A 12,073-nucleotide genomic window follows, 5' to 3' on the forward strand; every position below is an offset into this window, starting at 1 on the left:
AAAGCCCGTCATGGGGGATGAGGACGACGTCGTCGAGTTCGCGACGAAGGTGTTCGGGCTGGCGCGGGCCGGGGAGACGGAGCTGCTGAGGGCCTATGTGGAGGCCGGGGTGCCGGTGGATCTGGCGAACCAGGCCGGGGACACGCTGCTGATGCTGGCGGCCTACCACGGACATGCGGGAACGGTGCGGATGCTGGTGGCGCGGGGGGCCGATCCGGGGCGGGAGAACGACCGGGGGCAGAGTCCGCTGGCGGGGGCGGTGTTCAAGAAGGAGCCGGAGGTCGTGCGGGCGCTGCTGGAGGCGGGGGCGTCGCCGGACGCGGGCGCGCCCACTGCGCGGGAGGCGGCCGAGATGTTCGGCAACACCGAGTTCCTCGCCTGGTTCGACGCCCGCTGAGGCGTCAGTCGAGGAGGCGGGCGCGCAGGCGGTCGGGATCGGCGCCGAGGACGTCGGTGAGGTAGGCCTCGACGGAGCCGTGCTCCTGCTCGGCCTGGTCGAAGGCGGCCTCCAGGTAGGGGGCGCGGACGTCGAGGAGGGGGGCGAGGAGCGCCGGGTCGATCGGGCTGCCGGAGCCCTTGAAGAGGTCGGCGAGGCTGCGCTGGCGCTCGTTGGTGAGCAGGTAGTCGGCGACGATCGTCTCGCGCGGGACGTCGAGGGCCGTCAGGAGCAGGGCGGCGAGCCAGCCGGTGCGGTCCTTGCCCGCGGTGCAGTGGAACAGGACGGGTTTCTCGGCCCGCTCGATGAGGTGCAGGGCGCGGGCGAACGGCTCGCGGGCCTCGGCGTCGCGGACGAACCAGCGGTAGAGGTCCACCATGATCGCCTCGGCCCGGCCGTCGCCGAGCACCCGGTGCTGGACGGCGGGGTCGGGGTCGGTGACGAGCGGGCCGATGAGCGTGTAGATGTCGTGGTCTTCGGCGACGACGGGCAGGTGGTGGTAGGTGACGCCGTCGGGCAGGAGGTCCTCGCCGCTCATGGCGATCTCCGGGGCGCCCCGGAAGTCCACCACGTCGCGGACGCCGAGGACCCGCAGCCGGGCGAGGTCGGCGTCGGTGAGCTGGTGCAGGGCCTCGGTCCGCAGGACGAGGCCGGGCCGGACGGAGCGCCCGTCGGCGGCCTTGTAGCCGCCGAGGTCGCGCCCGTTCGGCGCGCTCTCCAGGCCCAGGCTCAGGCCCCCGTTGTCCGCCATGCCCGACTCCTCTCCTCGTGATCGTCGCAGGCAGACTAAACCACTGCGAAACGGACCCATCACCCGCCCAAGCCGAGCAGCTCCGGCACGTCGGCGACGCCCGCCAGGAGGTGGGTGTGCCGTTCACGCCCCAGTCGCGCGGCGTTCATCGAACCGGTGAGCACCCCGACGACCCAGGCCGCGCCCGCGTTCGTGCCGGCACGCAGGTCGTTCACGGTGTCACCGGCGGTGAGCACCGACGACACCGACCGGACGCGTGTGAGTTCCATCGCACGGAAGACCATGTACGGGGCGGGGCGGCCCGCCGCGACGTCGTCGGCGCACACGACGGCGTCGACGACGGAGGAGTCCCAGCCGAGCAGGCCGAGGAGGAGGTCGGTGATGGACCTGTCGAAGCCCGTGGTGAGCGCGACCTTCACCCCCGAATCCCGCAGCACGGTGAAGGTCTTCTCCACCCCGGGGAGCGGCTCGGGCCGACGGGCCCCATAGGCGGCCGTCAACCTTGCGTGGAAGTCGGCGAAGACCTCCTCGATGGTCTCCGGCGAAGGACCCTTGAGGAGCGCGTGGATGGCCTCCCTCTTGTCCCTGCCCATGGCCGCGTCCATGTCGGCCGCGCTCGGCGCGGCCCCCGCGGCTTCGACGGCCTCCTGGAGCGCGACGTACACGGCCCCGTACTCCTGCACGGTCGTGCCCGCGACGTCGAAGGCGGCGAGTTCGATCATGGGGTTCTTCCTTCGCTAGGACTGCTGCCAGCTCCGCAGCAGCGCGGGTTGCGCGGCCTGGGAGTTCTCGATGGTGAAGCCGACCCTGTCGGGGCGGTAGCGGTCGTCGGAGTACTCGACGGGGTGGCCGTCGGCGCTGCGCGCGATGCGGCTCTCGCGCAGCAGCGGGAAGCCCTCGGCCACGCCGAGGAGACGGCTGTCGGTGGCGTCGGCGGCGACCGCGTCGATGTGGTGGCGGGCCAGCGACATGTCGACGCCTTCGTCGGCGAGGTGGGCGTACAGGGAACCGGAGTCGCAGTCGAAGTCGAGCAGGAGGCGGCCGACCGGTTCGATGTAGGTGGTCCGCTCCAGCATCGTCGGGGCGTCGTCGATGAGGCGCAGGCGCAGGAGCTGGACGACCTGGGTGCCTTCCTCGATGTCGAGCGCGTCGGCGACGTCGGCGGTGGCCGGGCGCAGCGCGATCTCCTGCGTGCGCTGCCCGGGGACGCGGCCGAGCCCGTGCACCCAGCGCGAGAACGACATGAACGTCGCGAACGGCTGGCCGAGGGACTGCCGCAGTACGACGGGCGGCTTGCCGCGCCCGCCGCCGATCATGCCCTCGCTGCGCAGCGCGGCCAGCGCCTGGCGGACGGGACCGCGCGAGGCGCCCCACTGCGCGCACAGCTGCGCCTCGGACGGGACGGGTTCGCCGACGCCCAGCTCGCCGGTGGCGATGAGGCGCCGGAGCTCGACCGCGATCCGCTCGTGCATGGGAAGCTCCATGTACTTGACTATACAGGTTGACCGGTCTTCGCACGGGGAGCTTCTCGCGCCCTGAGGTCAGCTTTATTAAGACGAAGTGAACGTCAGCCGTATTCGGCCGCCGACTGTTGACGACAGCGCGGCGGGCTCGCCACGCTTCTTGTCATGACAAGTTTGCGCACTCCTCTGGACCAGGTCGACCTCGTGGTCGTCGGGGCCGGTGTCGTCGGCCTCGCCCACGCCCTGGCGGCCGTCGAGCGCGGCCTCAAGGTCGCCGTCGTCGAACGGGACGCCCGCCCGCTCGGCGCGTCCGTGCGCAACTTCGGCCACGGCTGCGCCACCGCTCAGGACGGCGCCGCGCTCCACTACGCGATGCGGGCCAGGGACATCTGGCTCGGCCTCGCCGCCGAGGGCGTCTGGGCGCGGCAGGCCGGCACCGTCGTCGTCGCGCGGGCCGAAGACGAACTCGCCGTCCTGCGCGAGTTCGCGGAGCTGCGCGGCCCCGAGCAGGTCGTCCTGCTCGACGCCGACGAGACCCGCGCCCGCGTCGCCCTCGGCGAAGGCGTCCTCGGCGGCGCGTTCCTGCCGCTGGACGTCCGGGTGAACCCGCGCCAGGCCGCGCCCGCCCTCGCCGCCGCCCTCGCCGCCCGCGGCGTCCGGTTCCACTGGTCGACCTCGGTCCACACGATCGGGCCCGGCGAGGTCGGCACGTCGCGCGGAACGGTCCGGGCCGAGCACGTCGTCGTCGCCGTCGGCCACGACGTGGACCGCCACTTCCCGGCGCTGGCCGCCGAGGCGGGCGTGCGGCGCTGCTCCCTGCACATGCTGCGGGTCGCCGCCCCCGACGGCCGGACCATCGACCCCGCCGTCCTCACCGGCCTGTCCCTGCTGCGCTACGACGGCTTCGCGGCCTGCCCGTCCCTCGCCGACGTCGCCGCCCGGTTCGACCGCGAGAGCCCCCGCCTCCTGGAGGCCGGCGTGAACCTCATGCTCACCCAGCTCCCCGACGGCGACCTCACCATCGGCGACACGCACGCCTACGCCACCGACGTCGACCCCTACCGCGCCGAGGAGCTCGACGAGATCGTCCTCGCCGAGACCGCCCGGCTGCTCGGCGCGCCGTCCCTGCCGGTCCGGGAGCGCTGGCGCGGCGTGTACGCGTCGGCGCCCTCCCCCTTCCTGATCGCCGCACCCGCCGACGGCGTCCGCGTCGTCTCGGTGACGTCCGGCATCGGCATGACCACCGCTCTCGGGCTCGCGCCCGAAGTGCTGGACGACCTCATCCCCTGACCCGCATCCCTCGCAGCCCCCGCGAAATCCGCTCGACATCCCCACGGAGAACCCTGAGATGAAATCCCTCATCCGCCTCACCGCCGTGACGGCCCTGGCCGTCCTGCCCCTCCTCGCCGCGTGCGGCGGCGGGGACGACACCGCCGGCAAGGCCGCCGCGAGCGCCTGCCCGGACGGCGGGATCCGCTTCGGCGTCGAGCCCTACGAGGACCCGGCCAAGCTGGAGCCCGCCTACAAGGTGCTCGCCGGGGCCCTGGAGAAGAAGCTCGGCTGCACCGTCGAGCTCCAGGTCGTCGAGGACTACTCGGCCGAGGTGCTCGCGATGCGCAACGGGCAGCTGGAGCTGGCCCAGTTCGGCCCGCTCGGCTTCGTGTTCGCCAGCGAGAAGGCGGGCGCCGAGCCGCTGGCCTCCTTCGCCGACGGCACCGGCGCGCTCACCACCTACACCGCGGGCATCTGGGTGCCCAAGGACTCGCCGGTCCAGGGCATCGCCGACCTGAAGGGCAAGTCGCTGGCCCTGTCCAGCGCGGGCTCCACCTCCGGCGACGCGCTCCCCCGCTACGCGCTCGCGCAGGAGGGCATCGCCGAGGCCGACGTCAAGATCAACTACGCGGGCGGCCACCCCGAGGCCCTCCTCGCCCTGACCAACGGCAAGGTCGACGCCGCCGAGATCAACAGCCAGCAGCTCGCGAGCGCCAAGGCCGAGGGCCAGTTCGACGAGGCGAAGTTCCGCCAGGTCTGGACCTCCGACCCGATCCCGAACGACCCGATCACCGTCGCCTCCTCGGTCGACCCCGCCCTCAAGAAGAAGATCACCGACGCGCTCCTCGGCCTGGAGCCCGCCGACGTCGCGCAGGTCGGCGCGTTCCTGGACGTCGACCCTCCCGGCCCGCTCGTCGCCGTCACCAAGGACACCTACCGGCCCCTGTTCGACCTCGCCGCCGAGCTCGGCCTGACCGAGAAGGACGTCTAGGAGATGACGCTCCGCGTCCGGGGGCTGCGCAAGGAGTTCGGCGCCCGCACCGTCCTGGCCGGCATCGACCTCGATGTCGCGGCCGGGGAGTTCCTCGCGGTGCTCGGCGCCAACGGCTCGGGCAAGTCGACCGCGCTGCGCTGCATCGTCGGCCTGGAGACGCCCACCGCGGGCGAGATCCGGGTCGGCGGCGACGGCCGGGCCGCGATGGTCTTCCAGAAGATCCATCTGGTGGCCCGCCGCAACGCGCTCGACAACGTCTGCGCCGGGGCGCTCGGCAGGCTCCCCCTGCGCCGCTCGCTCGCTCCCGCGCTGTTCCCCCGGACGCTGCGCGAGGAGGCGATGGCCTGCCTCGACCGGGTGGGCCTCGCCGACCGTGCCGCCGAACCCGCCGCCCGCCTGTCGGGCGGCCAGCAGCAGCGCGTCGCGATCGCGCGGGCGCTGTGCCAGCGCTCGGCCCTCCTGCTGGCCGACGAACCCGTGTCGGCCCTCGACCCCAAGGCCGCCGAGCAGGTCGTCGCGCTGCTCGCCGAACTGGCCCGCGACGGCCTCGCCGTCGCCGCCGTGCTGCACCAGCCCGCGCTGGCCCGCGCGCACGCCGACCGGATCGTCGGGCTGCTGGACGGCCGGATCGACCTCGACGCAGCCTCCCGCGAGGTCTCCGACCACGACATCGACCGGCTCTACGCCCCCGACCGTGCCGAGGAGACCAAATGACCGCGCCCCTCACCAAGACGCCCACCGCCCTGGCCCCGCCGCGGCGCCGCCTCCCCTCCCCCACCGTGTGGGCGGTCGCGGCGGTCCTGGTCGTCCTGCACGTCCTGGCCTGGCGGGGCACCGGGTTCTCGCTGACGGCGCTCGTCGAGGGCTGGCGCGGGATGGCGTCCTTCGTCTCCGACGCGCTCCCGCCCGACTTCGACTGGGCGACCGTCCTGAAGAAGAGCCTGGACGGCGCGGCCGTCACCCTCTGGATCGGGCTGCTCGGCACGACCCTGTCGATCCCGTTCACGCTGGTCCTCGCGCTGCTCGCCTCGCGCGTCACGTCCTACGGGACGGCGTCCTACCAGGCGGCCCGGTCGGTGCTGTCGTTCCTGCGCTCGGTGCCCGACGTGGTGTTCGCGCTGATCTTCGTCACCGCCGTCGGGCTCGGCCCGTTCGCGGGCGTGCTCGCGCTGATCGCGCACAACACCGGCGTCATGGGCAAGCTGTGGGCCGAGGCGATGGAGGAGAGCGACGCGGGGCCGCGCGAGGCCATGCGCGTCCTCGGCGCCACCCGCCTCCAGACCGCACTGCACGCCGTCCTGCCGACCGTCCTGCCGCAGCTCGTCGGGCTGCTGCTGTACCGGTTCGACGTGAACGTGCGCGCCTCCCTCGTGCTCGGCCTCGTCGGGGCGGGCGGCATCGGCTTCCTCATCAACCAGTCGATCAAGCTCTTCCGCTTCGACGAGATGGCCACCCACATCCTCGTCGTCCTCGTCCTCGTCATCGCCGTGGACCAGCTGTCCGCCCTGGTCAGGAAGCGCATCGCCGCCTGACCTCCGCAGATCCCCCGGCCCAGCCAGGGCCGGGCCTCCGGGAACGCCTCCGGATCCCCCCATCCGCAAGCCCTACCGAAGGAACCCCATGAAGCACCGCCTGCTCGCCGCCACCTCGGCCCTCGCCCTGGGCGCGGCGACGCTCGCCTCGCTCTCCGCCCCCGCCCACGCCGCCGTCCCCGCGGGCCGCCACGTCGTCGTCTTCGGCATCGACGGGGCGCGCTGGGACAAGGTCCAGTCGCTGAACCTGCCGACCCTCGACGGCCTCGTCGCGACAGGCTACTCCTCGCCCACCTGGCTGTACTCCAGCCCCCTCGCCCAGACGCTGTCCGGCCCCGGCTGGTCGACGAACCTCACCGGCACCTGGCCCGACAAGCACAAGGTCACCGACAACTCGTTCCTGCTGAACTCGCTCGGCTCCACGCCGAGCTTCCTGAACATCGTCGAGTCCCACAACAGCGCCTTCACCACCTACGCGGGCGTCGACTGGAAGCCGGTCGGCGACAACATCATCGGCCCCGGCCTCGACCGCGAGTACGTCCTCAACGGCGACAGCAACGGCTACCCGGCGGAGGACACCAAGATCCAGGCGGACGCGGCGTCGTACCTGAAGAACAGCGGGCCCGAGGCGTCGTTCGTCTACTTCGGCGAGGTCGACATCGCCGGGCACGACTCGGGCGGGGCCAGCACCGCGTACGCGCAGGCGATGCAGTCGACCGACGCGCGCATCGGGGCCGTCATCGACGCGGTGAAGAGCCGCCCGACCTACGCCCAGGAGGAGTGGCTGTTCGTCGTCACCACCGACCACGGCCACACCGACGCGGGCGGCCACGGCGGCAACTCCAAGGTGGAGCGCGGCTCCTTCGTCATCGCCAACGGTCCCGGCATCCCGGTGTCGTCGCCGTCGGTGAAGGCCAAGAACGTCGACGTCGCCGCGACCGCCCTCGACTGGCTGGGCGTCCCCCGCCCCGCCAACCTCGACGGGCGGCCGATCACCCAGGCCTCCACCGACCCGTTCGACGCCCAGTGGCCGCTCCTCGCCGCCCGCCAGGACGAGACCGGCATCCCGGCCACGACCCTCGGCTGGACCAAGACGTCCCCGAGCGGCTGGAGCGTCGACAACAGCGCCATGGGCACCGGCGGCATGGCCGAGTGGCGCGGCTGGACCCTCACGAACGACGAGTTCTGGACGGCCACCCAGACCGGCCAGGACCGCGAGAACAACGTCAGGGCGCGCGGCGTCTTCGCCGTCGCCGAGTCCGACGAGTGGGCCGACAAGACCTTCTCCGGCACCTACACCACCACCCTGGTCTCGCCGAACGTGAACGTCGCCGGCAAGACCACCCTCCCCATCTCCTTCGTCTCCCACTACCTGCAGGAGGGCGACCAGCGCGCGACCGTCCTCGTGTCCTTCGACGGCGGCGCCGACCAGCAGCTCCTCCAGTACAGCGCCAACGCCAAGTCCCGCCTGGTGAACCTCACCGCGACCGTCCCCGCCGGCGCCCAGAACGCCAAGATCAAGTTCCGCCTCTCCAACGCCGACAACAACTGGTACTGGGTCGTCGACGCCCCCTCCTTCGGCTGACCCACCCCCGGCCCCGGCCCCGCCCGTCAGGGAGCGCCGCCGGGCCTGCCCCGGCCCGCCCGCCTCTGCCGCGCGCGGGCCGGGGCGCATCACCCGGAACGCCCTGGGGAGGAGCGCTCGGAGGAGGGCTCCGCGCAGCCCCATCAGGGCACTCGCCCGACCGTTCCGCCCGGCTTCGAGATCCCGCTGCGGAAGGACCGGCTTCCGGCTCGGATGAGCTCAGCGGATGCGGAATCCGTCGTCATGGCGATGAGCCCGTCGCCGATGTACCGGAGAACGATCGCCTCCGCTGAGCGGTCACCGCTCGGCACACTCTCTTGCATGCTCAGCTGAGTGGAATCGGCGGCGGCCGGGACCAGGTCTAGGACGCATGCGGCGGCGGGTTGGGGCGGGATAGGGGTCAGGCGGTTGGGTGGGCGCGGGGGGCCGGGGTGACCAGGCCTGATTCGTAGGCGTAGACGACGAGCTGGGCTCGGTCGCGAGCGTGGAGTTTGGTCATGGCGCGGTTGAGGTGGGTCTTGGCGGTGGTCGGGCTGATCACCATGCGGCGGGCTATCTCGTCGTTCGAGAGGCCGCGGGCGGCCAGGGCGACGGCCTCGCGCTCGCGGTTGGTGAGGTGCTCCAGGCCCAGCACCGGGACGGGCTCGTGCGCGATGAACCGGTCGATGAGGGCGCGGGTGATGGAAGGGGCGAGCAGCGCCTCGCCGCGGGCGGCGACCCGGACGGCATGCAGGAAGTCCTCGGCCGCGATGTCCTTCACCAGGAATCCCGCCGCGCCCGCGCGCAGCGCGTTGAACACGTGCTCGTCGAGGCCGTAGTTGGTGAGGATCACGACGTGCACCTCGTCGAGCGCGGGGTCGGCCGCGATGCGCCGGGTCGCCTCGATCCCGTCCATCACCGGCATCCGGATGTCGAACAGCGCGACGTCCGGGAGCTTGTCCCGTACGAGGGCGAGTCCTTCCGATCCGTCGCCGGCCTCGCCGACCACCTCTATGTCGTCCTCGAGGTCCAGGAGGGCGCGGAACCCGCTGCGCAGGAGCGGCTGGTCGTCCACGAGCACGACCCGGATCATGAGGCCGGGTCCAGGGGGAACTCGGCGTGCACGGTGAATCCGCCCTCCTCGCGTGGCCCGGCGTGCAGGCGCCCGCCGAGCGCGCCGACCCGCTCCCGCATGCCGAGCAGCCCGATCCCCGGTGGGGAGGCCGACTTGGCCGGGGCCCGCCCATCGTCGTCGACGCGCACCGACAGGGCTGCCGGACCGCCCGCGATCCGCACCGTCGCGGTGGACGCGCGGGCGTGGCGCGCGGTGTTGGTGAGCGACTCCTGGACGATGCGGTACACCGTCCGGCCGAGGGCGGCGGGCACGTCTGGGCGCACGCCTTCGACCGTGAGGGTCGCGTCGAGGCCGATCGAGCGCGCGCCCTCCACCAGTTCCGGCACATGGTCGAGGCCCTTGGGCGGAACCGTCCCGTCGTCGCGCAGCGCGGAGAGGGTCGCCCGCAGCTCGCGGGCCGCCTCGCCGCCCGCCTGCCGAATCGCCAGCAGCGCCTCGGGCACCGGCTCGCCGCGCTTGTGCGCCGCCCGGACGGCAGCCTCGGCCTGCACCTTGACCACCGAGATCTGATGGGTGAGCGAGTCGTGCAACTCCCGTGCGATGCGCAGCCGCTCCTCGTCGGCACGGCGCCGCGCCGTCTCCTCCCGGGTGCGCTCGGCCTCATCGGCCCGGCGTTCGGCCTGCCGCAGCGCCTCCCCCGCCGCCGCGGCGGCGACCAGCCAGGCCAGCTCCAGCACCGCACGCGACTGCTCGAACACCGACCCGCCGTCCGCGACCGCCAGGGAGGCCAGTGGCAGCGCGGCCAGGAGCCCCAGTGACACCACGGCGGTGGCGACGCGGTGCCCCGCCCGCATGGCCGCGTACACCGCGAACAGATAGGCGATGGCCGGCACCTGGAACCCCGCGGCCTGGCACCCCGCCGCGCACACCGCCGTGAAGACCAGCACCTGGACCGGCGCGCGTCTGCGCAGGGCCAAGGACAGGCCCCCGGCCGCCAGCAGGAAGCAGCCGACGTACGCGGCGGGCTTCGCGGATCCGGCCTCGGACACCCCCGCGAACAGCAGCACACCCGCCACGCAGACGGCCGTCACCCCGTCCACGACTCGCGCCCGCACCGGTCTCATGGCCGCACCCTAACCCGGCCGGGATCACCGGCGAATCCCGCCGCAGGGTGATCATTCGACTACCGCAGATGCGGTAGCGGACACGGAGTACTGCCGCGCACGCGGTAGCGGGCTGCGGCGTCTGCCTCAGCCGAAGAGTCCGCAGCCGCCAGACGACGAGGCAAGGGCCTGCGGGGGACGCTGGCGGCACTTCAGCATCGAAGGTGAGGAGCATCCCATGTCGGTTCACGCCCTGCGGTTCGTCTCGGCGGTCCTCGACGCCGTCCCCGTCGACTCCACCACGCTGACCGCCGACCGGGTCACCGCGACCGCGGCCGCCGTGGTCGCGCTCATCGGCGCCGCCGCCGGTGCCGCCGCGCTCGTTCGCTCGAGCCGCGGCAAAGCGATGCTGGCCTTGATCGCGGGCGCGGTCGGCGGCATCGTCGGCACCGTCGTCGTCGCCACCGCGGACGGCGGCCTCGGCACCGGCAACGGCATCGCCGGCGGCTACGTCGCCGCCGCCCTCGGCCTCGCGGCCATCACCGCCGCCGCCTTCGCCCTGACGCGCTCCCGCTCCGCCACCCGCTCCCCGCAACCCTGACCCACCACCTGAACCGCACCCCTGCACCCGCCCCTGGGAGGGCCCGAGCCGACGTGCGGCCTTCCCTGCCCGAACCGGCCCCCGCCGCCCCCTTGATCGGGGTGCCCGGCGCGCCGACTAAACGAGCGGGCAGATCGTCTCCTTGATGACGGAGGCAAGCCGGCGCGCCTCGGCGAGGGAGGCTTCGCCGAGGCTGTCGATGAACACGAACCCGGCCGAAGCCGCCGCGGCGGTCGCCCTCTGCGCGCCCGGGTGCGGCCGGGGACGATCGAAAGCCCGGACAAGGACGCCTCGGTGTGGTCCTGGCCCTACTCGGGGACACGGTCGGTGGAATCGTCGGCGCTGCCGTCATCGCCGCCGACGGCGGGCTGGGCGCGGGCAAGGGGATCGCGGGGAGGCTACATCGCCGTGGTCCTCGGCCTGGTCGCCGTCGGGTCCGGAAGCCTTTCCTGGCCGGATTCCGCTCGGCCGCCCGGACGTCGCGCCCCCTGAAACAGCCGGCGGAGCGCCGTTCGGGCCACGCCCGGAGGCGGCACGCTCGCGGGCGTGGCAAGCTGGGGGCATGGCTGATTCAGAGCAGGACGAGCAGATCACCGCTGAGACCGCCGCGGCGGGCGGCGAGGAGGCGGTCGAGGAGACTCCCGAAGAGGCCGCCAAGCGCCAGTTCCGCGAGGCGCTGGAGCGCAAGCGCGGAGCCCAGCACGGCGCCGCGGGCGGTGGGCGCGGCGGGTCGAAGATCCACGGCACCCAGGCCCAGGCGGGCGGCAAGCGCACCTTCCGCCGCAAGGCGGGCGGCTGACCCACCCGCTCGGACCCCGGCCCTGCCGGGGTCCGGCGAACCCCCGCACGGCCCGCCCCTCCCGAACCCCCGCACGCGCCCCTCTCTTGAGCCCTTGCGCACGCCACCCTCCTGAACCGCCGCACGGCCCGCCTTCCCGAGCCGCAGCGCGCTCCCCCTCCCGAACCGCCGCGCCCCGAACCGCAGCGCGCGCCGCCGCTCTCGAACCGCCACTCGGCCCGCGCATCCCAAGCCGCCGCGCCCGCGAACCGCAGCCCGCGCCGCTCCTGAACCGCCGCGCGGCCCGCCTCTCCCGAGCCACCGCGCGCCGAACCGCAGCGCGCGCCGCCCCTTCGGTCTGCCCCTGGGCGGCTCTGCCCGTCTGGCCCGCAGGGCGCGCGGGACCCGGCCGGCCTGTGCGGCTCGCGCCGCCCCGGAACGACTCGTGAGAACCATCCGGGCCACCCGGACCGGCTCGCTTTGATGGATCCGCCCGGAGCGACC

At 73.5% G+C, this 12,073-nt stretch carries 13 protein-coding genes; 8 read left to right on the forward strand and 5 right to left on the reverse strand.

The genetic code is table 11. From position 1 onward, the window contains the following. Window positions 1–10 precede the first annotated feature (10 nt). On the forward strand, window positions 11–397 hold the full coding sequence (locus tag ACYVOM_RS19920) for an ankyrin repeat domain-containing protein (protein WP_460304918.1): 387 nt from the start codon (window positions 11–13) through the stop codon (window positions 395–397). A 4-nt stretch (window positions 398–401) separates the two neighbouring features. Here the strand turns inward: ACYVOM_RS19920 and ACYVOM_RS19925 are convergent, their stop codons facing one another. Genes ACYVOM_RS19925 through ACYVOM_RS19935 form a run of 3 tightly spaced genes read right to left on the reverse strand, consistent with a single transcriptional unit; the run spans window position 402 to window position 2,671 of the window. Continuing rightward, complete coding sequence (locus ACYVOM_RS19925) at window positions 402–1,187, reverse strand: tyrosine-protein phosphatase (RefSeq protein ID WP_460304919.1); 786 nt, start codon at window positions 1,185–1,187, stop codon at window positions 402–404. 59 nt (window positions 1,188–1,246) lie between these two features. After that, window positions 1,247–1,909: a phosphonatase-like hydrolase gene (locus ACYVOM_RS19930; protein ID WP_460304920.1), complete on the reverse strand. Its 663-nt coding sequence runs from the start codon at window positions 1,907–1,909 to the stop codon at window positions 1,247–1,249. Between the two features lie 15 nt (window positions 1,910–1,924). Further along, window positions 1,925–2,671, reverse strand: coding sequence for a GntR family transcriptional regulator (locus ACYVOM_RS19935; protein WP_460304921.1), 747 nt, complete (start codon window positions 2,669–2,671; stop codon window positions 1,925–1,927). 144 nt (window positions 2,672–2,815) lie between these two features. Between ACYVOM_RS19935 and ACYVOM_RS19940 the strand changes: the two genes are divergently transcribed. The 5 genes from ACYVOM_RS19940 (at window position 2,816) to ACYVOM_RS19960 (ending at window position 8,033) form a co-directional block, all read left to right on the forward strand. Beyond that, entirely contained in the window at window positions 2,816–3,940 is a 1,125-nt protein-coding gene (locus tag ACYVOM_RS19940) for a TIGR03364 family FAD-dependent oxidoreductase (RefSeq protein ID WP_460304922.1), read from the forward strand. Between the two features lie 58 nt (window positions 3,941–3,998). After that, window positions 3,999–4,913 (forward strand): phosphate/phosphite/phosphonate ABC transporter substrate-binding protein, encoded by a 915-nt coding sequence (locus tag ACYVOM_RS19945; RefSeq protein ID WP_460304923.1) that lies wholly within the window; start codon window positions 3,999–4,001, stop codon window positions 4,911–4,913. A gap of 3 nt (window positions 4,914–4,916) precedes the next feature. Then, window positions 4,917–5,630 carry a phosphonate ABC transporter ATP-binding protein gene (locus ACYVOM_RS19950; RefSeq protein ID WP_460304924.1) on the forward strand — a complete coding sequence of 238 codons (714 nt, stop codon included), beginning with the start codon at window positions 4,917–4,919 and terminating at the stop codon, window positions 5,628–5,630. Beyond that, window positions 5,627–6,448, forward strand: coding sequence for a phosphonate ABC transporter, permease protein PhnE (gene phnE / locus ACYVOM_RS19955; protein WP_460304925.1), 822 nt, complete (start codon window positions 5,627–5,629; stop codon window positions 6,446–6,448). Before ACYVOM_RS19950 ends, phnE begins: the two co-directional genes overlap by 4 nt. Before the next feature lie 88 nt (window positions 6,449–6,536). Continuing rightward, complete coding sequence (locus tag ACYVOM_RS19960) at window positions 6,537–8,033, forward strand: alkaline phosphatase family protein (RefSeq protein WP_460304926.1); 1,497 nt, start codon at window positions 6,537–6,539, stop codon at window positions 8,031–8,033. Window positions 8,034–8,433: 400 nt separating this feature from the next. On the opposite strand, the gene ACYVOM_RS19965 is transcribed toward ACYVOM_RS19960, so the two are convergent. After that, complete coding sequence (locus tag ACYVOM_RS19965) at window positions 8,434–9,105, reverse strand: response regulator (RefSeq protein ID WP_460304927.1); 672 nt, start codon at window positions 9,103–9,105, stop codon at window positions 8,434–8,436. After that, window positions 9,102–10,211 (reverse strand): sensor histidine kinase, encoded by a 1,110-nt coding sequence (locus ACYVOM_RS19970; protein WP_460304928.1) that lies wholly within the window; start codon window positions 10,209–10,211, stop codon window positions 9,102–9,104. The genes ACYVOM_RS19965 and ACYVOM_RS19970 overlap by 4 nt, the downstream gene beginning before the upstream one ends. Before the next feature lie 217 nt (window positions 10,212–10,428). Here ACYVOM_RS19970 and ACYVOM_RS19975 point away from each other — a divergent pair, with 217 nt between their 5' ends. Together ACYVOM_RS19975 and ACYVOM_RS19980 are read left to right on the forward strand one after the other, a co-directional pair. Then, window positions 10,429–10,791: a DUF6223 family protein gene (locus ACYVOM_RS19975; RefSeq protein ID WP_460304929.1), complete on the forward strand. Its 363-nt coding sequence runs from the start codon at window positions 10,429–10,431 to the stop codon at window positions 10,789–10,791. Between the two features lie 562 nt (window positions 10,792–11,353). Continuing rightward, on the forward strand, window positions 11,354–11,590 hold the full coding sequence (locus ACYVOM_RS19980) for a DUF5302 domain-containing protein (RefSeq protein WP_460304930.1): 237 nt from the start codon (window positions 11,354–11,356) through the stop codon (window positions 11,588–11,590). Window positions 11,591–12,073 lie beyond the last annotated feature (483 nt).

It is taken from the genome of Actinocorallia aurea, from assembly GCF_054783995.1.

Coding starts and splice junctions, on each gene's coding strand:
- ACYVOM_RS19920 (WP_460304918.1), top strand. CDS start 11: ATGGGGGATGAGGACGACGTCGTCGAGTTCGCGACGAAGGTGTTCGGG.
- ACYVOM_RS19925 (WP_460304919.1), bottom strand. CDS start 1,187: ATGGCGGACAACGGGGGCCTGAGCCTGGGCCTGGAGAGCGCGCCGAAC.
- ACYVOM_RS19930 (WP_460304920.1), bottom strand. CDS start 1,909: ATGATCGAACTCGCCGCCTTCGACGTCGCGGGCACGACCGTGCAGGAG.
- ACYVOM_RS19935 (WP_460304921.1), bottom strand. CDS start 2,671: ATGGAGCTTCCCATGCACGAGCGGATCGCGGTCGAGCTCCGGCGCCTC.
- ACYVOM_RS19940 (WP_460304922.1), top strand. CDS start 2,816: ATGACAAGTTTGCGCACTCCTCTGGACCAGGTCGACCTCGTGGTCGTC.
- ACYVOM_RS19945 (WP_460304923.1), top strand. CDS start 3,999: ATGAAATCCCTCATCCGCCTCACCGCCGTGACGGCCCTGGCCGTCCTG.
- ACYVOM_RS19950 (WP_460304924.1), top strand. CDS start 4,917: ATGACGCTCCGCGTCCGGGGGCTGCGCAAGGAGTTCGGCGCCCGCACC.
- phnE (WP_460304925.1), top strand. CDS start 5,627: ATGACCGCGCCCCTCACCAAGACGCCCACCGCCCTGGCCCCGCCGCGG.
- ACYVOM_RS19960 (WP_460304926.1), top strand. CDS start 6,537: ATGAAGCACCGCCTGCTCGCCGCCACCTCGGCCCTCGCCCTGGGCGCG.
- ACYVOM_RS19965 (WP_460304927.1), bottom strand. CDS start 9,105: ATGATCCGGGTCGTGCTCGTGGACGACCAGCCGCTCCTGCGCAGCGGG.
- ACYVOM_RS19970 (WP_460304928.1), bottom strand. CDS start 10,211: ATGAGACCGGTGCGGGCGCGAGTCGTGGACGGGGTGACGGCCGTCTGC.
- ACYVOM_RS19975 (WP_460304929.1), top strand. CDS start 10,429: ATGTCGGTTCACGCCCTGCGGTTCGTCTCGGCGGTCCTCGACGCCGTC.
- ACYVOM_RS19980 (WP_460304930.1), top strand. CDS start 11,354: ATGGCTGATTCAGAGCAGGACGAGCAGATCACCGCTGAGACCGCCGCG.